Raw genomic sequence first — 21,219 nt, forward strand, 5'->3', positions numbered from 1 at the left:
CGCCATTCGCCATTAACCATTCGCATTAAATTTCCCCGCGAATTTCTTCCACAATTCCATCGCGCAGGAGAATTTCTACCTGCATTTTTTGAATCAGATTATCTCCCGGCTCTACTTTAAAGAAGCCTTCAATCTGACCGTGATTCACTTCGTCGTTGAGTTCTATCAGCTGCACTTGTTGCAACTGTTGCAGAAGTTGATTTTTCTGCTCAAGCAGTTCGCTTTTCTTTTGATTAACCTGGATTTGGATATTGTCAATTTGTTGCATCACTTGAGGGCCAGGGGGTTGCAGATTCTGCTTTTGAATTTCTGAGATTGCCCGCTGTCCTTGCATTTCAAGCTGTTGCAACTGAGAGTCAAGCTGGTTAATTTGCGCCTGGAGTTGCTGCTGTGCTTCCTCTTTCCAACGAGGAGTAACAACGGCCTTGATTGTAACGGGTCGCTTCAGCAGCAGGTGTGATTGAGAAACATCCATATCCGTTTTGCTTGGAAAAATTAAAGAGTAAAGGTTTGTAGGAAAGGCGCTCAGGGTGAGAGCTAAAGGATGAAGGCGGTGTGTGTAGTTCGCACTACACTTCATCCTTCAGACTTTTTTCCAACTTTCCGACCAAATCAGGCAAACATCCCGTCGATCATATCGCGGTAGCGTTCCATTACGACAGGTCGGCGGATTTTCAACGTCTGGGTCATCATGCCATTTTCAATGGAGAACGGCTCCAGAATTAGCTTGAAGAGACTTATCCGGTCATCTGGGCGATAACCAGGGCGATTTTGCACCTCCCGATTTAATTCTTTCTTGAATAATTCCTGAACAATCTTACTATTCAGGTCAATTTCTTGAGTGGATGCAGTAGGGAGATTGCTGGGTGAGGAAGTTTCCTCTGGAAGCCGCAAGTGCAGATTGTTATCTGCTGCCCACTTTTGCAAAGCTTCCAGATTGGGCACAATTAAAGCACCAAGCGATCGCTCATCTTGACCCACCAGCACAATTTGGTCAATATAAGGACTCCGCAGACAGGCATCTTCAATCGGCTGGGGTTCGATGTTTTCGCCGTTAGTTAAAACTATCGTATCCTTCGCCCGACCTGTCAGCACTAAGTCATTCGCCTCTGTTAGCCAACCCAAGTCGCCGCTATCAAACCAACCTTCAGAGTCAATTGCCTTGGCAGTCGCTTGGGGATTTTGATAATATCCCTGCATCACTTGTGGCCCTCGTGCTAAAACTAGACCGCGACTCCCAGCCGGAAGGGGTTTGCGGGTTTCGGGGTCAACAATTTTAATTTCCGTCCCTGGCAGAAATCGCCCAGATGAACCCCGCAAATTGCACCAAGACTGACGAGCTGTTAAGACGGGGGATGTTTCTGTAAGACCGTAGCCCACCAGCACCTCAAGTCCAATAATTTCAAAGAAGTTTTCCAGGTGCATGGCGAGGGAGCCGCCGCCACTGATGACGTACTTTAATTTGCCTCCGGTGGCTTCTCGGACTTTTCCATACACTAATTTCTCGGCAAGCGCATGGGCAGGAGCCAAAGCAACCATTTGGCTTCCAGCTAATAGCCGTTCTTGCATGGAGGGAGGTTGAGGTTGTAAGCGCAAGTTTTGCCAAGTACGGCGAGCTTCAATGTAGCGCTGACTAATGCTTAGCAGATTTTTAACCAGTTTCTGCTTGTTTGCAGGTTGTTCGCGGAACTGCTTCTGGACGCCTTCGTAGATAGACTCCCACAGTCGAGGGACAGCAATTAAATAATGGGGTTGGAATTCTTTAAAGTCTTTTTTGATGTGGCGAATGCTCGTGTAAATCTGGGTGCAACCGTGGGAGAGGAAAAAGTATTCGCCAGTGCGCCCGAAGCTGTGCCAAGTGGGGAGAATCGTCAGGACAGGTTCGCCTGGTCGCGGCTGAACGATGGTTCCCAAGTTGGTAATCTGATGGAGCAGGTTGCCATGCGTTAGCATCACGCCTTTCGGCTTGCCGGTCGTACCAGAAGTATAAATGAGCGTCGCCAGCATTTCTCGGTTTTGCTTCACCGGCTGCAAGGATTGATTTGCCCCTGCTGCCATGACTCCAGAGAAGTTCAGCGTTTTCAGAGTGGATTCTTCGGGGGGTTCTTCATCGGAGAGCAAGACGACTAGCTGAATCGGGAGGTCATTAAGGCGTTCCCTAAGTTTTTTCAGCGTCTTCAGGTCTTCCACCACTAAAGTAGTGCTGCCGCTATCTGCCAGTATAAATAGTAACTCTTCCCGCTCTGCCTGAGAGCTACGGACGATATCAACTGCCCCAGCGGTCATCGCCCCTTGGTCGGCAATAAACCAGCGCGGACTATTATCGGCAATCAGGGCAAGGCGAGATTCTGGCTGTACTCCTAATGCCTGCAACCCAGCGGCAAACTGTTGAATTTGCTGAGCTAATTGGGTGTAAGTTACAACTACCTCTGGTTGAGCGTGGGGATCTCGGAGGGCAATGGTATTACCAAAGTGCGATCGCGCTAGCTGCCAGATAGCCGGTAGAGATTCCACCGAACTGTAATCTACCATGCGGCTAAGGTTAGCACGGTCTCGCTCGCTGAGTTGGAAGGAACTAGGGGCTTTCGACATATTCTATTAATCGCTGCAATCGTTAATCAGCTCTTTTTCCAAAATACTCCTCTGTTGCTTCAATAACAGGTTTTAGGGACAGAATTGATTGTGTCTATGCTATCTGTGCAGAGCGATCGCATTTAATTATTTGTAATAATTGATACTTGACTATTGCTACTTGACAGTATATTCATTGAGAATGGGAATCCATGCGCCCAAGAAAAACTCAAAGAGGCACACCCATAAAATTTTTTTAAAGTCCCGAATGTGCGATCACATTTAAATACGGGTTAGCGAAAGAATGCGATCGCTCAATCTGTGAGGTGTTTCGCCGCATTCCTGTTTGGTAAAAAATGTTGAGTAGCGTAATCTCAATCAACAATTTCTCGTTGTGCTGATGATAATTGCGATCGCTATCAAAATACACCTCTATTACCTTTGTATCGTCAAAACCTGATAACGTAGCCTTTATGTAGCATAATGCCTTCTCTCTGTTAAAAATTGCTGCTCAAAACACTGTAATAATAACTTTCCAACCTATTGCTTAACACTAACTTTAAATCCAATGGCAACAATATTTTAAAACCTTTATAAAGCTATCAAGAGGTTCAGTGTAAGTACTTAATTCTAAAAAATATACTGACATTTCAGAATAAATATTTTAGGCTGTTATTACAAATTTCGCTTAATTTTTGACCTGGATTATTGTAAGATACGGCAGTGTAACTTATGGCACCTCTCAAAGACGCATTTGATGGATTGACCGATGGTTTAGATGGAAGTGACAGATCGGCAGAAAAGGTGGCTAAGGCTGGTATCCAGACTGCTGCTATTGTCGGAACGTCTGTTGCTTCTGCTGCTGCCGCAGGTGCAGGTTCCCTTGCAGGTTACGCTGGTATGGCTTCCGCAGTTTCATCAATGGGACTGGGTGGAGTCACAACTGCAATTGCTGGCGCTATGGGAACTAATGTGGCTGGAGCAGCAGCAACCGCGGTTGTTACTTCGGCTGTAGGTGGACCAGTAGTGATGGGTGCAATCCTAGCTGGTGGAGCTGCGGCAACTGCTTATGGCGTATATCAGTCAGGAAACTGGATTGGTAAGCAGTTGAAGTTCTGGTAGGTGTTACCTGTAAGCACCGAAATTATTTTTTAAGTGCGCCTGAATGATTAACAAGGGTGGACAATATCCACCCTTTTTGATTTTTCTTTAAGAGAGATTCCTGCATTTTGGTATCTGGTTGCCTCAGACGAGGTTGCGCTCAACATGGTTTCCCTCTTTGTTACAAATATAATGCTATCTGTAACGCAAGGACAACAGCCGATTCTGACGAAACTCAAGGGTTAGGAAGCTTATGAATTTCGGCTCCTGGCTCCTAACTCCTATAGCTATTCCAAACTGAATACTTCAGATTTATCGTACAACTGTTGTATCTAAAAATCGCGTTGTCATTACCTTTTTAATTTTGCGCCTGCTGAAACGCTTCTATCTTTTCCTTGCCCGCAGGAAGATCAGAGCCGACGACATAAAAATCTTGTGGATAAATCCAGTGGGTGCCTAGAGGCCCATGAATTTGAATTCCGGTCATGACGGCGTAGTTAAACACAGAGCGATCGAGAATATTTAAGAGGGCTTCGACATCGTCGGAAATAATTTTAGATGCCAACTTTGTAATCTCTATCAAATCGGGTTTGTCCCCATAGGTAAGGGCTGAAAGAATTTTCTGCCGGATAATTGTTTGTTCAATATCCTGCATATCCATTTCTAGTTTCAGATGACCAGATGCCAATTCTTTGACGACTGTTTCTAATGCTCCACAAGCATGGGAAACTTTTTGAACACCATCTCGATAAACCTTACCAATATCACCATGTCTAGAAATAGCGATATGGGGCATCGCATAGAAGGTAAAACGACGGATACCATCAACGATAGGGGTATGGTCAGTCGCAGCGGCTAACCCAGTTTTCCCCATCATCACGAAACCCGCTAAGCTGCAACAATTAAAAGTTTTCCCCCAGTATCGAATTACTTCAATGAATAGGGGTTCGGCGACTTCATCCCGACAAATTGCTATCATTCCCATCGTGTTTTCGTCACAAAAACCGTAGGCGCTCAAGCTTTGGAAAGTCTTTCTCATGTACTTGCTCATGGGAAGTGCCCCTGGAAAGTGAGTTTGCAGCGTTTCATGAAATGCTGGAAACACATTAGGGTCATATCCATTGAGCGTTTGGGGGATCGTTTCGCCAAGCTGATTGACGTGATGGGTCATCTCTTAACTTCTCCTAAAGAGCTTGCGAAATCCGTCATTGTGTAGCTTAAACTTAACTTCACACCCGTCCTTGAGGATTCAGGCAATATTATTGGTTTTAACACTAGATGAGTGAAAAAGCTCCTGCCCTGCCGTTTAAAAGGTTAGCGAAGCCTCCTGACTCCTTCAGCTAAAGCGCTTAACCACAAATTTTAGACGCTCAACGGTTGCGTCGCCTCTTTAACGGATGCTTGACTATCAGACGAAGACTGCACCAGATTGAGCCAGCATTCAGCTTCAGAGTAGTTGTCTTTTTCCACGTGATTTGATGTCTTGCTTGAAGTGCAACTGCACGTCCCAAACATTCCTAGTGAAGCGCTTTTCTAGCTTCATCTTGTCGAAGAACCCAACGGGCTTCAGGGAGTAACAGACTACCTTCAGTTATGGCGATCACCAACATCCCTTTAGACACATTATTTGCTATTACACCATACCCCAAAAGTAGTATTTTTTTACTTACTAACCGCTTCAGCAAACGGGATAGGTAAGTTTTTACTTTGCCTACCTTTGCGCTAACCTTTGCGTACCTTTGCATTAAAAAATCAACCTTTATTTATTCTCTCGTTTCCACAGTCCCCGTACCAGTCGAATCTCATCAAAAGTATAGATTTCCCCTAGCGAATCTCGAATCTTTGAGAGTGAACTAGCACCCACCTCTTGAATCGCTTTTAAAATGGGTTCTTGACGTTCTAGGGGTACTAACGAGTTTAAATCGACAGGCTGGTTCATCGAAATTAGTTCTGCTAGATGATCTAAGATAGTGCCTATCCGCAAGTTACGTTTTAGAGCAATTTCTTCAATGCTCAAACCTTGCATATACAAATCCAGCGTCGCTAACTGGGTGTAGCTAGGGTGATTTTTTTGAGAAATTGGCGCAACAGAAGTTGATTTAAAAAGCCCTTGTTCTTTACAATAAGTTTGAATTTCAGTAACAAATCGCTCACCATATTGAGCTAATTTATAATCTCCAACACCGGAAATTTTGCCAAATTCCGGTAAGCTTTGAGGTTGCATCTGAGCCATCAGCTTTAAGGTAGAATCGGCAAAGACGACGTAGGGAGGTACGGATTGCTCATCAGCGAGTTGTTTGCGAAGCTGGCGCAATTGTTCATACAACATTTCTACTTCTGCGGCCATTTGCGGTGATTCATCAATTGCAGTAACCATCGGAACAGCAATCTGCACCTCACGCTGACGCCGCAAGATTTCCCAGCTTAAAGCGTTTAGCTTTAAGACAGAATAACCGTCAGTGGTTTGAGCGACAAGTCCTTGATGCAAGAGCGATCGCCCTAACATCTTCCAATCTTCTACACTTTTATCAGTGCCGATGCCGTAGGTAGAAAGTTCCTGATGTCCATTCTGATAAATCTTCTGATTTTTTGAGCCGCGCAGCACATCGATAATGTAATTCATCCCGTATCTTTCTTTGCATCTAGCGACACAAGAAAGAAATTTCTGCGCTTCAATTGTCCAATCTTGCACGGGTTTAGGAAAACGGCAGTTGTCGCAGTTGCCGCAATTTCCTGCAAAACGTTCGCCAAAATAACCCAATTGAATTGTGCGGCGACAGTCTGTTCCTTCCGCATAATCAATTACCTGTCGCAATTGTTGACGGGCAATCCTTTGCTCTTGCGGGTCAGTTTTTTGGTCAATAATATACTCAATCGTCTTCAAATCGCCGTAGCCAAAAAAGACTGTACAACGCGCAGGTTCTCCATCTCTTCCTGCCCTTCCAGCTTCTTGATAGTAACTTTCTAAATTGCGCGGTAAGTCGTAATGAATAACAAAGCGCACATCGGGTTTATTAATTCCCATGCCAAAGGCGATCGTTGCTACCATTACTCGCACGTCATCTCGAATAAAGCGGGTTTGATTGGAAGTGCGTTCTTCATCATCTAGCCCCGCATGATAAGGTAGCGCTGAGATCCCATCTTTTTGTAATCGAAAGGCAATTTCATCCACGCGGCGACGACTGAGGCAATAAATAATCCCGGAACCTTCAGTTGTGCGAATTTGCTTTAAGAGTTGGGAGTAAGCTTGTTTTTCTTTTGGCTGAACTTCGTAGTAAAGATTGGGGCGATTAAAACTGGCAATGTGAATACTGGGTTGCCTGAGCGCCAGCTGTTGGATAATATCTTGACGGACGCGATCAGTAGCGGTGGCGGTAAGGGCTAAAAAGGGCACATTCGGATAGCGTTGGCGTAATTGTCGCAATTGCCGATATTCCGGGCGAAAATCATGTCCCCACTCAGAAACGCAGTGCGCTTCATCAATGGCAATCGAGTGAATTCCAATTTGGTGTTGCACCAAATCTAAAAAGGGCAAAAATTTTTCTCCCAAGAGTCTTTCTGGGGCAACGTAGAGTAGTTTGATGCGGCGATTGAGGATATCTTGTTCGCGCGATCGCACTTGTCCCCAACTGAGACTACTATTGAGAAACGTCGCGCCAATGCCGTTATCCCGTAACGCTTCCACTTGATCTTGCATCAAGGCAATCAACGGCGACACTACCACGGTTAAACCAGATTTCAGTAGGGCTGGTAGCTGAAAGCACAAAGATTTTCCTCCGCCTGTAGGCATCACAACCAGCAAATCCTGGTTTTGTAGCGCTTCTTCAATAATCTGACGTTGCCCTAGGCGAAAGCTGTCGTAACCAAAGAAATGTTTGAGTGCCTGTTCGAGAGAATGAAACTGGGGCATCTTCCGAAGGATGAAGGATGTTAGCAAAGCGGCGCATCCGCGCAGGATCAAAAGGATGAATGAAGAAATTCCGAATTCTCCGCAAGGGAGTTTCAGAGTGCTGTGGGCATCCAAAACTGCTGCCCGAAATTGGTTGCGCTAACGAGAGCCTGCTTTACGAATCATAATGATACTTGGAAAGTCTATTAGTAAATTAACCCATGCCGAAAGCAATCTGGAATGGTACGGTTTTAGCAGAAAGCGATCGCACCGAAGTCGTGGAAGGCAACCACTACTTCCCCGCTGATGCTATCAACCAGCAATATTTCAAAGATAGCGACACTCACACCAGCTGTCCTTGGAAGGGCAAAGCCAGCTATTACTCCATCGAAGTCGATGGGCAAGTCAACAAAGATGCAGCTTGGTACTATCCCCAAGCCAAGGACGCCGCCAAGAACATTGAAGGGTACATTGCCTTCTGGAAAGGCGTCAAAGTCGAAGCATAAGCCAGTGGAGGCACGGCAATGCCGTGCCCCCAAGCCTGGAAGGAATTACCTATCACCTTGCACGATTCCAAACTACGTCTTCCAGAAGACGGATGTAGTGTCCCTTCCTTTGTTCAACCATCAATAGGAAACAGGTCAAAGTAGAGGAGGGGCAATGCAACTTGGTGACAAAGTAGCACTGATTACAGGTGCGGGTTCGGGCATCGGCAAAGCAGCAGCAGTGCTATTGGCGAAAGAAGGTGCAAAAATCGCAGCCCTAGGACGAACTGAAGACGAACTCAACGAAGTCGTTGCCCAAATCCAACAAGCCGGTGGAGAAGCCATCCCGGTACTCGCTGACATCTCCGAAACAGAGGAGATGCAACAAGCGGTGCAACAAATAATAAATCAATGGGGACGCCTCGACATTGTATTTGCGAATGCTGGAATTAATGGCGTCTGGGCACCGATAGAAGAGCTAGAGCCAGAAGAATGGGACAAAACGATTAAAGTCAATCTGAGAGGCACGTTCCTCACTGTTAAATATGCCGTGCCTCATCTCAAGAAACAAGGCGGATCTGTCATTATCACCTCCTCCGTCAATGGCACGCGGATGTTCAGCAACAGCGGTGCGACAGCCTATTCCTGCACTAAAGCGGCTCAAGTCGCATTCACCAAAATGGTGGCGCTAGAACTAGCCAAACACCGCATCCGCGTCAATGTGATTTGTCCGGGTGCCATAGAAACCAATATTGACGAAAGCACCGAACGACGGAGCTTGGAACAAGCTCGTGAACCCGTGGAGTATCCGGCAGGAAAAATCCCGCTAACTGATGGTAAACCTGGCTCCTCTGAACAAGTTGCCAACCTAGTGCTATTTTTAGCCTCAGACGCCTCCAGCCTGATTAGCGGGACGGAAATGTGGATTGATGGTGCCGAATCCTTACTTGCTGGCTAAAACACCCAACCCCTTTTGAGAAGGTGGGCAAGAACAAATTTCTTAAAATGCTGATAATGGCGGGAGTTTCTGCTATGATAGTAAACGCCATGAGCGGATGTGGCGGAATTGGCAGACGCGCTAGATTTAGGTTCTAGTTTCGCAAGAAGTGAAGGTTCAAGTCCTTTCATCCGCATGAGTGACGATCGATAACTCCGTAACTAACCGAGGCTAAAAGCCTCGGTTTTGTTTTGAGTGGGTTGCGTAGGACAGAGTCCGAGGCGAAGCCATCGCGATTTCTCCACCCAACACCCAAAGCGCGATCTCAACCCGAAAAATATTATTGAGCCTTCAGCTTTAAATCTTGGCGCTGCTGCCAACGCTTCTTCAACTGAGATTTTTTCAACTCTCGCAGCCTCAGCCGCAACTGATTCACATTGGGATTCTGTTTACCATAGCGCCAACTGACATAAGCTTGGGTAATCTCGTCAATTGCCTTAGCAGATTCCGGTGGCTGGTGTTTATACGCTAGATAAGCGTACTCCGAGGGCGTCTGGGCTGGATGTTTGGCATATCCCTGAGTGCGTAAATTTGCCAACATTTCCTGGTAAAGACTTTCCATCGGAGGCAGCTTCGCTAACCAGCGACGGTACAACCATACACGCACCCCATTCCAAGCTAGCCAGCCCAAGAAACCCAGGCAAATAGCTAAGATGAGACCGGCGAACAAGCCCACCCACCCCCTGGATAATAGCGCCCACAGCCAGATGATTCCCCCAATTAGCCAGGTAGTAATTGCACCGAACACGTTATTCAGCCAACTGGTGAGTGGCGAAGGCAACCAACCGGCAACCCACTTCCAGAATTGGCGCAGCACGCTAAACGTTTGGTCTTCTTCAATTGAAGGGGGAATGAGTGGATGCGTGGGAATCGGATCGAAAGCAAACCAACCGTTACTCGGAAAATATACCTCCGTCATCAGATAGGCATCGGTGTTGCGGACGATGTATAAGCCCGTGAAGGGATTGAACTCGCCAGGGGAAAAGCCCCCCACCAGTCGCGCCGGGATGCCAATCGAACGCAACATGATCGTGAGGACGCTGGAAAAGTGGTCTGGATAGCCGCCTTTGTACTTGAAAAGAAATGCTTCTACTAAGTCTTCGTTTTCATCCAAAAATGGCAAGCTATTGGGATCGGGTGGAATTGTGTAGTTTTGTTTGAGATATTGAGCCAAGTAGAGGGCTTTTTCGTAAGGCGAGGTGATGGGTTTTCTCGACTTCGCTAAGATTTCTCCCGTTAGCTGCCGCACTTTGTCAGCAATTTGCGGAGGAACTTGCAGATAGTAATTTCGGATGGGTTTGGAATAGTTAGTGGACGCCTGCCCCAAGCGAGTGCGATCGCGGTAAGGGACTTCTGAAACTACCGTGTAGGTGAGTCCCTCCTGCAACAGTGCAGGCGATCGCACGCTGCCTTCTGTATCCAGTGCCACTCTCGGCGTGGGGTAGTAGAGTTCCTTGGGAAACGCCAGGGCTGGCAGCAGATTCGCCATCTCAGACACCACTGTATAGGTCTGAATCACCTCCCTGGTTTTCCCAGTAATGAACTGTCTGGGGATAAAAAATCGGTATGACCAAGGTGGACGCTCTACCGTCTGCGTTTGATTGTCGCGGGAAATCTCCCACCCTTGACCCGTGTAGCGGTCGAACCCCAGCACCCGCCAAAATCCCTCTGACTGGGAGCGTACCCGCATTAACACCTTGGGCTTCATCCCTCCCCGTAGGTTCTGGTTAATCTTGCTGTTAAAGCCGTAGTAAAAGGTATCATCTACTTTGCCAGGGCCAGTGTCTTGGTTTGACCCACCACCAGAACCTTCCTTGCCCTGTTTACCAGGGTTAACAATGCCACGGTTATTGTCGGGAAAATCCTTTTGGGCGAGATTGCTGGGGGCACTGACGGGAAATGTCTGTAGCTGATAGCTAGGAAACCGAGGCATCAGGGCAAAAATGGTCAGCCCCAGTCCTACAATCGCTAAAAAGTTGATACTGAAAAATTTCCAATTAAAAATTGGGGAATTCCCCTTTTTTAATTTTTCATTTTTCATTTTTAAGTGTTCCAAACCGAGCCGCGAACGGTAATCTAGCACCAACACCGGCAGACCGATGCCTAAGAACAACAGCAATATAGGTGCAAAAGCGAACGTTTGACTCACTGTCCCGGCAACACCCAACAAAATCAGCCCGATCACCATCGAATAGCCCAAGTCCTTGCGACGAGGTAGATCGAAGCTGTGCAGCACTTGCAGATGAATTAACAACTCTGCCAGCACCAGCCGGGTATCGTTCAATTGACCGAACAGATTTCTCAAGAAAACTGCCAGTGCCACCAACATTCCAATCGCCAGTAAGAACTTCACTGGCACATTGCGATCGCGTCGTCGATACCAACTCCACGTCGCCCCAGCAATGCTGAGCGGCACAGCCCACAAGCTAATCTGCGTCTCGGCTGCTACATCCGTCGCAATGATTCCTACCACTACGAGTGCCTGCACCAGCACCCGCAACAGAATTGATTCTTCCGTTTCGGGCATCGGCATCGCCGCTTGCCGCTGCCTAAACTGATTAAAAACTGGTAGACGCCGCATACTGGTGATTGGTCAATCGCTAATTGCTCATTGCTAATTGTTCTATCACAGTTAGCCATTCGCCATTAGCAATTTAATCGCCAACAGCGATCGCAAAAATCAGCGGTTGCCGATCGAGTTCCTGAAACTGAATCTCCAGAGGATAAGTCTGGTTGGGTTCCAAATCAAAGGATTCTACACTCAGATAGCCAGGATAAGTGCGCTGTGCCGTTGCCGAGCCTTGCGGGGTTCGTAAGGTTAACCTACCGCCGCGAGGCAAGCGCGTCTCAATCCGGCATCTGGGAACCCGCCCCTCTAACTGATATTCCGCCCTGAGAGTCATCAGTCCAACTGTCGTCTGCCACTGCCGCTCTACCGGCTGCCGATCCGGCGATACAGGCAGCGTCAGCGCGTTGATGATTTCTCTAGCCGCCAATAAGGACAGCGCCATTTGTTGGCTGTCTGTCGCCTCTTCATAACGATTTGTAAACAGTTGCTGCTCTTGAGGAGAACGGGTTGGATAGAGCAGCACCAATCCTGCTAACTGGTTCAGTGCCTGGGGTTGCCCTGGAAATAAGGCACTGGCGGCACGCACCATTTTTGCTCCCTGTTGCAGCGGCGACTGCATCGCCTCCTGGCAAGAGTTTAGCAGTTGTGTTAAAACCGTTTCGGGTAGGGTGACTGGCAGACTGAAGTTAGAGAGCTGCGGTGCCCATAGGGGAACCCAGCTGTTTACTTCGCTGTCTGAATAGTCAGGTTCATAATTACGAATTTCCGTCTCCCAGGGAAACAGGGGCGGATTCCGTTCAATTTCTGTTTGTAGTTTGCGCTTCAAAAGTGCATGGAAACGATTTTGCACAGTCGGTATTTCTCCTCCCAAGTTGAGTGGTTGACAGCCTTGGGTCGCTTCACCGAAGTGGTCGGTCACTACGCTCAAGTCTTCTGAATCCAGTGGGTCTAACGCATCCAATTCCAGCTCTGCCGCCACCAAGTCGTCTGTAGGAGCAGGCGGCTCTGGGGGTGGTGGCGCTGCTAGAGGATCGCCATCCTCTAGCAGACTTGCCAGAAAGCGGTTTTCGATCGCTTCGGAATTGTTGTCTAGGTCACTATTCATCTTGAGATGCACTTGCTCCGGATACTGAACGATTGCGAATTTCCCAGGCAATCTCTAGCAGCTTGAACCACCGCTTCTCAACCTGGGAGACCGTACAACCCATAGTTTGAGCGATCGCTGCATTTGGGAATCCCTGTTGCTTTAATCGTAGTAATTCCGCCTGCTCTTGGCTCAGCATTCCCTGAAATGTTTGCCACTGTTGCGGCGTCAAACCCAAATTCCGTTCTAAATCTGCTTCCAACCACTGATGCACCAGTTCCCAGCGCTGGGAAAGAGCAAATCGAATCAAATGATATTTGAAGCGTTGCTGCAAATAATCCCTTTGGCGCGGCGTCAAACCTAAAATTGCTTCAATTTCCCCGGCGGATAAATCTTTCAGACGCAAAGTAAAATAATCGGCGCATTCAGTTTGCTGGCGCTCTTTCAGATAAGCCAGCAACTCCTTAATCACCGTCTGGCGCAGGCTTTTTTCCAGGGGTTCGGATTCGTGAGCGACCATCGCCTCCCGCACCTGCTGCACCGTCGCTTCATTCCAAACCGAGTCGGAATCAGTGGCAGATCCCTCTGCCGCTTGCTCCATATCTACGGAAGTTTCCGGGGGTTGTTGTTGCGAAAAAGTTTGCGCCCGCAGGATGATTAATTGCTGAGTGCGATGACCGGGCAAAGGAATGCGCCGCTTGCCGTAGCGCTCAGCAAAAGCCATATACTCTGCCAGTTCTAACAAAGTATGAGGACGATACGCCGGACCCATTCCGCTTTCTCGTCGAAATGCATTTAAGGACTCAGCATAAAATCCCTGTAAGAAATCTTCTATCAGAGTCAGCCGCGCCTGGTAGCTCGTAGGCACCTGCGACGGTGTAATGTAGCGATAGATAATCGCACTGAGGGTGCTGTGTAATTCTACTCGTCCCCGGTGTGCCCCCATTTGGTAATAATGAAGACATTGTTTCAGGCGAAGACGAGCCAGTGTTGTTGCCCAGGTTTCGATGTCTCCTGAGTCCTGGATGCGCTTACTCTCAGTGCAAATCCGGGCGACTTCGCTAGAGATGCGCGCCGCAACCTCACGACAGTTCTGCTCCGACGCCTTGGATGACTCTCGGAGTTCGTTAAATAGTAGTTGAAAGATTGCATCCACCACTCTCTGGTAGATTTCCCCACAATGGCTGATTGTTGTCAAAACCCTAGCATACCCAACTACGACACGTTAACGGCAGAAGACCCCAAATAGTCCTTATGAACTTAGACCAACAAATTCAAGCTTTGATTGATAAAGCGCCCCTCTATCGCATCCCACCTAAGTGGATTACGGAAATCGCACCCGTTCTTGTAGACTATGCGACTGGCCTGCAACATTCCGAGTATTACATTCTCCAAAGTCAGGAAGATGGTTGGCTGTTGACGACCCTTAGCAATCGCGCCCAAGTTAATCTCGAAAAAAATGTGATACACGCCTTTTCAACTTTAGAAGACGCCAACCTTTTCTCTTCCGTGCCAGATCCGGAAATTATTGCTTTGCCCGAACCTGTAACTCACATTTTGTTTGAAATGGTTGGCAGAGATATTGTTGATAGCACGATTTTCTTTGAAACTCCCGGTAATCGTACCACCGGGGCTGAAATTTTTCGGGAAAATTTGCTGAACCGGATTAAAGAACACCGGCAACAACACTGGCCTTCCTTCAACTCTAATCCCAGAAATTTGCCCCCCGATATCGCTTGAGTCATGGGCTTTTTGTAGGGTGGTGTTGTCCGCCCTACGAATCATTATGATTCTTTGAGCGTGTAACGCCGAATAAACCCTGCTAATTTTTAGATTTTTTAATAAACCGGATTCAATCCGCTGCAACGTTCGTCAGATTAACTGACCCCCGTGGAAACGCCAACGCGGAAATAAGATTCGCATGATGGTATGCGACGCCAGATAGACGCTCAGCCACACGAGACTGTAGTGCAGCACAAACCATTGCAACGGCAGATCCCGTCCTACACCCGGTAAGCTAAATATTTTCACCAGCAACCCGATAAAAACTGCTTCCCAAATACCGGCAAGCAACTGTAAAGCTCCAGGCCAATCTCGATCCCAACGGAATTTCTGGATATAGTCATATAGGAGATCCCAGCCGAGTCCAAAGACCGCAACATACCCTAGTATCCAGAAAAAAAGCGAGTCGGCACCGGGACCAATGACGCCCAAAGCAAAGGGCAACGTTACCAACGTGCCCAGTGTTGCTAGTAGAAATAATCGGGTTTGCCAACGACCGAAGAGTGTCGGAGTCATGGTAAATTTTTAATCCACTTACCGCATCAGTTTTCAAGCTTCAGTTCGGGCAGTCCGGACGTTTCTTTCTTGCGTAAATGACCTTCATAGACTGTTCCGACTTCTAGCTTAGATGGGCATTTCACCCACACAGAATTTCCAACAATTGGCAACCCTGTCGTTTCAGACATGACATTTGCTTCTTCGGGGTCGGAAATACAGCCAAAACCCATGTAGTCAGCGATTTCCTTCATCGTTAAATCTTCTAGAAGGTAGCTGCTGCTCATCTCGGCTTCTTTACACTTGAACAGCCTGACTTCAGGTAAAACTTCGTTAAAAATTTTGAGTTTTCGCACTTTATGGCCTCCATTCCGATAAGTGCAATGGACTCGCATATTTTTGGCTCGCTCAGGGCTATGACGGCAGTTATTGATGGAGTCAACTTTCTTTCAGTATCTATCTATATTTTCTGCTTGCCCGCTTCTAGATGAATCAGCAATATTGCTGAAATCTACTCTGACAATCCGTTGAGTGCCCAGAGCAAATTTAGTAAATTTACGGTGCTTGGTTCGCGACCCATTTTATCCACTGCCCAAAAGAACTCAAAAAGTTCAATCGATGGATTCCGGGGGCACGAGCTGCCGACAGACTATCAACTGCACAAAGTGCTGCATATTGCAACCCTAAGAAGCTATCAACAGCGGCGTAAGGCCCACCGAGGGTCATGGCACCAGCAGCATACATCCGACCCTGCGGCGATCGCATTTCGACAAGTTCAAAATTGTTGGCAACAGCTATCCGCCCATTTTCATGGAGGGGGAGTTTGTAATGGGTGACAAGGTCGTTCAGGAGGGGATTCGCTTTGACTTTGGCATCGAGTCCGGTGGCGTCAATGATAAAGTCAGCTTCGAGGCGAATTTGTCCTTTTAATCCTTTTTCTTGAATATAGGTAACGGTGCGCTCAATTCCTGACGAATGAGGGTTGCGTTCGACTCGTTCCACTTCCCCAAAGGTAATTTGATACCAGCCTTGACGGATGCCTTCTTCAACCATGCGTCGCCAATCCTGACGGTCAGCTGTGGTGGTGCCGCCCCAATCTGCGAGTAGGCGCTTTCGCTGTTCGGGTGCTGCTTTTTCAAGCATTATCCGCAATTCACCACCCCAAGTAGCTTTAGGCCAGTTAAAGGGTTGAAATTCGTAGTGATTTTCAACAGACCGTTGCGATCGCCCAAATTTGTTACCTTGGGGTTTAGGCGATCGCATCAAGTGTAGCAGGGAGATATTTGGGTTTTTTGCCCTCGCTTCATAAATTCGCTGTACGATCCGCGAAGCGACAATCCCCCGCCCCCGAATCATCACGGTACCGCCAAATTTCTCTAAATGCTCGTAGACGTGGTTATGTTCTTCGTAGGCATTGACGACGGACTTAAAATCATTGGTTTTTTCCCGGTAGGCTTGCAAATCCGGGAGAAACTGAATCGCCGCGTAGCCGGTGGCGAGTTGGACATTGCGGGCAATTAAGAAAGCATGGTCGCGCTGGTTGGCACTGGTACGAGAATAAGCGATCGCATATCGTCCATCCTCAGTTTTCCGAATCGAACGGACGCTGGCGTAACGAAACATCTGTTCCCAACCAATCCGTTTTGCTTCCCTATCAAGGGCGTCAAAGACATTACCCGCACGAGGGGTATAAGTTTGGGCAAAAGCCGGTTCGGCAAATACCTGCCACAAATACCCGAATGCTGTTCCTATGCTTCCCTTGAGCAAATCGTGCCCAGCTTCTCGCAGGGCATAGCTAGGCCAACCCCAAATATTATCGGGGCAAGAATCTGAATTTGACCGCAGGCGTTCGTACAGAGGAATTTGCGAATTCATGCACAGCCGCTTGTAACGAGCATACGGTTGGGGTTCCATTCCCAAAGCCACAATCTGACTGCTTTTCACCCCGTAAATTCTTAATAAATCTACCCAGACAAAGCTGCCCAAACCGCCCCCAACAGCGGCATAGTCCACTTCATCCACCCGCAATCCAGTGGCATGAAGGTCTTGCACGACGACTTGCTGCGCCTGAAAAGCCGGTGGAGGAAACGCTGCCGTTCCCCCTGGTTGCGCGGGGGAAGCAAGCGGAGGCAGGGGTGCCGGATGACTAATCCTGGGGTCAGGGAGATCTGTGTCTGGGTGGAAGAAAATCTGGGAATTTCCAGACGGGGGCGATGCAGGTGGATTGGCAGCGAAGGTAACGCTGATGTAATAAGGGCCAATTTGCAACGAGTCGCCATTCCCCAGAACACTGCGCGTCTGACGTTGTCCATTAATCAAGGTGCCGTTGCTGCTGTTTTGGTCAATAACCACCAACCCGCCAGCGTCCATATCAATCAGGGCGTGGAAGCGGGAAACCTCAAGACTATTGAGGGTTAATCGGGAGACGCGATGCCCATTCATTTCCCCTGGCATCTGATTAAATTCCCGTCCCAGTGCGATTGGAACTGCCAGCGTCGGTTCTTTCCGTTCTCCCGTTCCTGGATCGTCCCAGCTGAGGCGAAGGCGCATGGGTGCTGGATTCATGGTTGATTAGTTGCTGCTAGGAGTGACTAAAACGCTCAATGCTGCTGCTAGGGATGTGCCACACCACGGACACCCCAAATTCATTAAGTTATACGGTGAAACGCGATGGCAACTGGAACATTCCAAACCATAGGTTACAGCCGCTGGGTTAGGGGCGGTGGGGGCTGGTTTGCCTGCTGCGGGTGATGGCGGTGACAACAAAACCGTCGGAGGAACGCCCACCACTGCCAAGGAAACCTTTGTCACCTGGATTTCTATCTGTCCTAAACAGATCGTGCTACCCTGACTCAGAAGCACTTCGCCTTGGATGAGGGTGTGACCATCCACTAGCGGCGGATTACTTTCTCGCAGGTTCCGCAAGTAAAAGCTTTGCTGCTGTGGGTTAAAAAATATTTCGACGTGCAGCCCAGATACCGTGGGATCTGTCAAAACGATATCGCATCGAGCTGGGTCACGACCGATCCGGATAGTACCGGGATGTTTAGCGATTTGTCGATCGTGAATTGTTTGGGTTTGTCCCCGACCGGCTTCTTGCCACTCTAAAGTTAATTCATTCATATTGCTTAGCCTTTATATATTGTTTCTTTCTATAAACTGCTTCAAGTCTTAATGTCCTGATTTCTAACATGACCTGGAAGAAAAATCTGAAATTGTGTAGGAAGTTTAAAAAAACGAAAATCTACGGGAAATGACGATGAGCCGCTATCTTTGCTCAACTTTACTTCAGGAGAAGGCGTTACTTATGGGCAAACTTTGTCTATGTTCCCGATGTCGTTCTCGTATAATTCGTTTAACTTTGGGCATTCATGGTGGCACCAACCACCTCGCTTGCACAGTTTAATAATTTTGTCAACGGAAGCAAAATATAAAATTATAGCTGGCGTTGATACCAATTAGCGATCGCTTGCTCTTTTAGTTGCAAGATTGGGAAACTGAAAACGGCAACTCCTGCCCTGTTGATGATTTCTGACTCCTCACCGCCTAGATTAAACCTAAAAAAAGTAGTTGCATTGTTGATAATATGACTGCATTCTAGTTGGAGTCAGCATTATCCCCGGATTGGAAACACCTCTTAATAAACTATGGTATGTCGTAAAAACCTTTGCTATGATTTACGCTAACTAAGATTTCCTCTCTAACACCCATGAAAGATTTTTTTAGAAAAACTTTATACAACCTAGGAATAATTTTGGTTTCTCCTTTGTTAATTCCTTTCTTCTTAACCAGTGAAAAAGAAATTATCGAGGCAGATGTAAAGCGTTGGGTGAACGTATTTGGCTGGAAAGGCGAATCAAATTTAGGAAATTTACTTTCTTTGCTGGATCGTCAAAAAGAATTTAGGAACTTGTATTATCATCGATTATTTAAAGGAAACTTATCCGCCAGGATATTTATGTATTTATTCAGTTATTTTTATAAATCTTGTCCTTACCTTTTTATCGATACATCTTCTACTTTCGGTCCTGGACTGTTTATCCAGCATGGCTTCAGCACAATCATTATGGCAGACATGGGCGAAAATTGCTGGATTAATCAACAGGTGACAATTGGTTATAGAGATAAAACCAGTCGTCCAAAAATCGGGGATAATGTCCGCATTACTGCCGGTGCTAAAGTAATTGGCGGAGTAACGATAGGGAACAATGTTACGGTTGGAGCTAACGCAGTTGTCGTTAAAAATGTTCCTGATAACTGTGTGGTCGTCGGCGTTCCCGCTTATATTGTGAAGAAGAATGGCATCAAAGTAAAAGAAGAATTGGTTTAAGTTAGGAATTGAATTTAAGGCTTATATTGAGACACTCTATGAAGCGATCGCCCTTGGCAACCAATCTGTACGGCGATCGCATCCCTCTCAAGCTTGCATTATCGATTTGACGCCAATTTATCAGCAATGCGAGTTGTCTCTGGTAAGCGATATTTCGTAGTGCAACGCATCACATAATCAATCGCTGTTTCTAGACTTACCCGATGTCCGCTAGAAACATAAACGGGTTTTACACCCGTGCGCGTCCGCAATACTGCACCAATGATTTCGCGGCGATACCGCAACGGTTGCCATGCGCCTTTTTCAACTGGCAACTCATCATGCTTACCAACGAGCAAAGATTTGGCAACGCCAATCGTGGGAAGGTCGATTAGAACTCCGAGATGGGAGGCGATGCCAAATCGGCGGGGATGGGCGATCCCCTGACCATCACAGAGGATTAAGTCAGGCGTGATGCTGACTTTTTCTAAGGCGTCTAGCACGGCTGGAATTTCTCGGAAGGAGAGGAATCCGGGAATGTAGGGAAACGTAGTGGGACGGAAGGCGATCGCTTGCTCTTGTAACTGTAAATCTGGAAAACTCAGAACAGCAACGGCTGCTCTGCTAATGGTACCTGACTCCTCAAAACCCATATCGACCCCGGCGACATACTGCACCGATTCCAACTGGTCTGAAGTAATCACTTCTTTGCTCAGTTGTTGCTGGATAGCGATCGCTTCCTCAGGGGTATCAGGCCATGCGTGGCGTTGGTGGATTTTCATGGATTTACTTCCACATCCTGGGGTTTTTCCAGCCACTCAATTACTTTGGCTGCTTCTGGAAGCCTAGCTTCATTTTGCCCTGCGGCTCTCGCGCGGACATTGATCAAATTAATCGGAGTCCTTAACAAGTCTACAAGCGCGGCTTTCCCCGCGATCGCTTTCACACCTGTCACCGGCACTTCCTTGACCAACCACCGACTCAATCGGTATAGATATTCCTTTGCACTCAGGTTTGCTGTCAGCTTAACACCATGCAGTTCGTGCAAGTATCGATTTGAGCGACCATAGCGACGCAATTGACTTTGAAGTTCCTGGAACGTGGAGCGGTGACGGTGGCGGACAATAGCAGTTGGGGCAAAATGCAATTGCCAGTCACTTTCGCGTTGGATGCGCCAACAGATGTCAGCATCGCCGCCAGTGGTTAGATAAGGGCGAAACAAACCTACCTGTTCTAAAGCTTTCCGACGAATTGCTAAGTTAGCCGTTTGACCATAAGGACAGAACGGATTTGCTAAAGAATGTTTTTGAGACAAAACATTTTCTCGGTCAGCGTACTGTTCTAACAGGGTGTTCCCTGGCAATGCCATAATTTCACCGACAACAATGCCAATCGTTGGATTGGCAAACGGCTCAATCAGGTCTGCCAACCACTGCGGTTGAGGACGACAATCGGCGTCGGTAAAAGCAAAAATTTCAGCCGTTGATGCCCGAATTCCGGCGTTTCGAGCCGCGTAAGAGCTTTGGATTTGGTTTTCCGCAATCGGGCGAATGGTTAAGCCGTCAGCGGCGGCTGAGGAGGCGGCTGACTGGAGAAGGGTGGCAGTGCGATCGCTACTATTATTATCGACCAGCAAATATTCGACAGACTCAGCGGGGTAAGTTTGCGATCGCAAGCAGTCGATTAAGTCTGGCAAGTCCGCCTCACCATTGTAGATAGGGACAATTACGGAAACCCTGGGCAGAAAGGGCTGTGTCATAGGGTGGGAATTCATATTTACCTGAAATCACCATAGCAAGCCTGCGAACGCCAAAGCAGGGTGCTGTATAACCGCTTCTGAGTCGTGTTTAGTTATCTACATGGCTTTGTTGCCATTAAAAAGAACGTCATTTCAACTGAAATTTAGCAGCTATGAAATTTAATTTGGGTCTTTATCT

The 21,219-nt window shown here is 47.5% G+C and carries 19 protein-coding genes and 1 tRNA gene; 6 read left to right on the forward strand and 14 right to left on the reverse strand.

Going from position 1 to position 21,219, the window contains the following annotated elements:
* Positions 1-25 precede the first annotated feature (25 nt).
* The 3 genes from NDA06_RS00975 to NDA06_RS00985 form a co-directional block, all read right to left on the reverse strand.
* Positions 26-475: a YlqD family protein gene (locus tag NDA06_RS00975; RefSeq protein WP_190414598.1), complete on the reverse strand. Its 450-nt coding sequence runs from the start codon at positions 473-475 to the stop codon at positions 26-28.
* A gap of 137 nt (positions 476-612) precedes the next feature.
* Positions 613-2,592, reverse strand: a complete 1,980-nt coding sequence (locus tag NDA06_RS00980) for a long-chain fatty acid--CoA ligase (RefSeq protein ID WP_190984705.1) — start codon at positions 2,590-2,592, stop codon at positions 613-615.
* Positions 2,593-2,827: 235 nt separating this feature from the next.
* Positions 2,828-3,001, reverse strand: a complete 174-nt coding sequence (locus NDA06_RS00985; RefSeq protein WP_206755335.1) for a hypothetical protein — start codon at positions 2,999-3,001, stop codon at positions 2,828-2,830.
* 302 nt (positions 3,002-3,303) lie between these two features.
* Between NDA06_RS00985 and NDA06_RS00990 the strand changes: the two genes are divergently transcribed.
* Entirely contained in the window at positions 3,304-3,693 is a 390-nt protein-coding gene (locus NDA06_RS00990) for a hypothetical protein (protein ID WP_190984704.1), read from the forward strand.
* Positions 3,694-4,030: 337 nt separating this feature from the next.
* On the opposite strand, the gene NDA06_RS00995 is transcribed toward NDA06_RS00990, so the two are convergent.
* On the reverse strand, positions 4,031-4,843 hold the full coding sequence (locus tag NDA06_RS00995; RefSeq protein WP_190984703.1) for a hypothetical protein: 813 nt from the start codon (positions 4,841-4,843) through the stop codon (positions 4,031-4,033).
* Positions 4,844-5,431: 588 nt separating this feature from the next.
* On the reverse strand, positions 5,432-7,582 hold the full coding sequence (recQ, locus tag NDA06_RS01000; RefSeq protein WP_190984702.1) for a DNA helicase RecQ: 2,151 nt from the start codon (positions 7,580-7,582) through the stop codon (positions 5,432-5,434).
* A gap of 200 nt (positions 7,583-7,782) precedes the next feature.
* Between recQ and NDA06_RS01005 the strand changes: the two genes are divergently transcribed.
* The 3 genes from NDA06_RS01005 (at position 7,783) to NDA06_RS01015 (ending at position 9,179) form a co-directional block, all read left to right on the forward strand.
* Positions 7,783-8,067: a DUF427 domain-containing protein gene (locus tag NDA06_RS01005; protein WP_190429832.1), complete on the forward strand. Its 285-nt coding sequence runs from the start codon at positions 7,783-7,785 to the stop codon at positions 8,065-8,067.
* A gap of 154 nt (positions 8,068-8,221) precedes the next feature.
* Complete coding sequence (locus NDA06_RS01010) at positions 8,222-9,004, forward strand: SDR family NAD(P)-dependent oxidoreductase (protein WP_190984701.1); 783 nt, start codon at positions 8,222-8,224, stop codon at positions 9,002-9,004.
* A 93-nt stretch (positions 9,005-9,097) separates the two neighbouring features.
* Positions 9,098-9,179, forward strand: a tRNA-Leu gene (locus NDA06_RS01015).
* Between the two features lie 144 nt (positions 9,180-9,323).
* Here the strand turns inward: NDA06_RS01015 and NDA06_RS01020 are convergent.
* The 3 genes from NDA06_RS01020 to hetZ form a co-directional block, all read right to left on the reverse strand.
* Positions 9,324-11,624: a DUF3488 and DUF4129 domain-containing transglutaminase family protein gene (locus NDA06_RS01020; protein ID WP_199323961.1), complete on the reverse strand. Its 2,301-nt coding sequence runs from the start codon at positions 11,622-11,624 to the stop codon at positions 9,324-9,326.
* A gap of 73 nt (positions 11,625-11,697) precedes the next feature.
* Positions 11,698-12,717 (reverse strand): hypothetical protein, encoded by a 1,020-nt coding sequence (locus NDA06_RS01025; protein ID WP_190984700.1) that lies wholly within the window; start codon positions 12,715-12,717, stop codon positions 11,698-11,700.
* On the reverse strand, positions 12,710-13,852 hold the full coding sequence (gene hetZ, locus NDA06_RS01030; RefSeq protein WP_190984699.1) for a heterocyst differentiation protein HetZ: 1,143 nt from the start codon (positions 13,850-13,852) through the stop codon (positions 12,710-12,712). The genes NDA06_RS01025 and hetZ overlap by 8 nt, the downstream gene beginning before the upstream one ends.
* Before the next feature lie 98 nt (positions 13,853-13,950).
* Here hetZ and NDA06_RS01035 point away from each other — a divergent pair, with 98 nt between their 5' ends.
* Entirely contained in the window at positions 13,951-14,436 is a 486-nt protein-coding gene (locus NDA06_RS01035) for a hypothetical protein (protein ID WP_190435290.1), read from the forward strand.
* A gap of 132 nt (positions 14,437-14,568) precedes the next feature.
* Here the strand turns inward: NDA06_RS01035 and NDA06_RS01040 are convergent, their stop codons facing one another.
* From NDA06_RS01040 to NDA06_RS01055, 4 genes are all read right to left on the reverse strand, one after another.
* Positions 14,569-14,994, reverse strand: a complete 426-nt coding sequence (locus tag NDA06_RS01040) for a hypothetical protein (RefSeq protein WP_190429611.1) — start codon at positions 14,992-14,994, stop codon at positions 14,569-14,571.
* Between the two features lie 26 nt (positions 14,995-15,020).
* Positions 15,021-15,329, reverse strand: a complete 309-nt coding sequence (locus NDA06_RS01045) for a hypothetical protein (protein ID WP_190410289.1) — start codon at positions 15,327-15,329, stop codon at positions 15,021-15,023.
* Between the two features lie 199 nt (positions 15,330-15,528).
* The gene (locus NDA06_RS01050; RefSeq protein WP_199300587.1) at positions 15,529-17,538 is read right to left on the reverse strand and encodes an FHA domain-containing protein; all 2,010 of its coding nucleotides are present in this window, start codon (positions 17,536-17,538) and stop codon (positions 15,529-15,531) included.
* A gap of 6 nt (positions 17,539-17,544) precedes the next feature.
* Positions 17,545-18,096, reverse strand: coding sequence for an FHA domain-containing protein (locus tag NDA06_RS01055; RefSeq protein ID WP_190410290.1), 552 nt, complete (start codon positions 18,094-18,096; stop codon positions 17,545-17,547).
* Positions 18,097-18,682: 586 nt separating this feature from the next.
* Here NDA06_RS01055 and NDA06_RS01060 point away from each other — a divergent pair.
* A complete protein-coding gene (locus NDA06_RS01060; protein ID WP_190410291.1) occupies positions 18,683-19,303 on the forward strand; it encodes a serine acetyltransferase in 621 nt (206 codons plus the stop codon).
* Positions 19,304-19,401: 98 nt separating this feature from the next.
* Here NDA06_RS01060 and nfi read toward each other — a convergent pair whose 3' ends face one another.
* Positions 19,402-20,064, reverse strand: a complete 663-nt coding sequence (gene nfi, locus NDA06_RS01065) for a deoxyribonuclease V (protein WP_190984698.1) — start codon at positions 20,062-20,064, stop codon at positions 19,402-19,404.
* On the reverse strand, positions 20,061-21,041 hold the full coding sequence (locus NDA06_RS01070) for a glycosyltransferase (RefSeq protein WP_242047350.1): 981 nt from the start codon (positions 21,039-21,041) through the stop codon (positions 20,061-20,063). The genes nfi and NDA06_RS01070 overlap by 4 nt, the downstream gene beginning before the upstream one ends.
* Positions 21,042-21,219 lie beyond the last annotated feature (178 nt).

Origin of the sequence: Trichocoleus sp. ST-U1, assembly GCF_039961835.1 — a bacterium.
Lineage (GTDB): Bacteria > Cyanobacteriota > Cyanobacteriia > Cyanobacteriales > FACHB-T130 > FACHB-T130.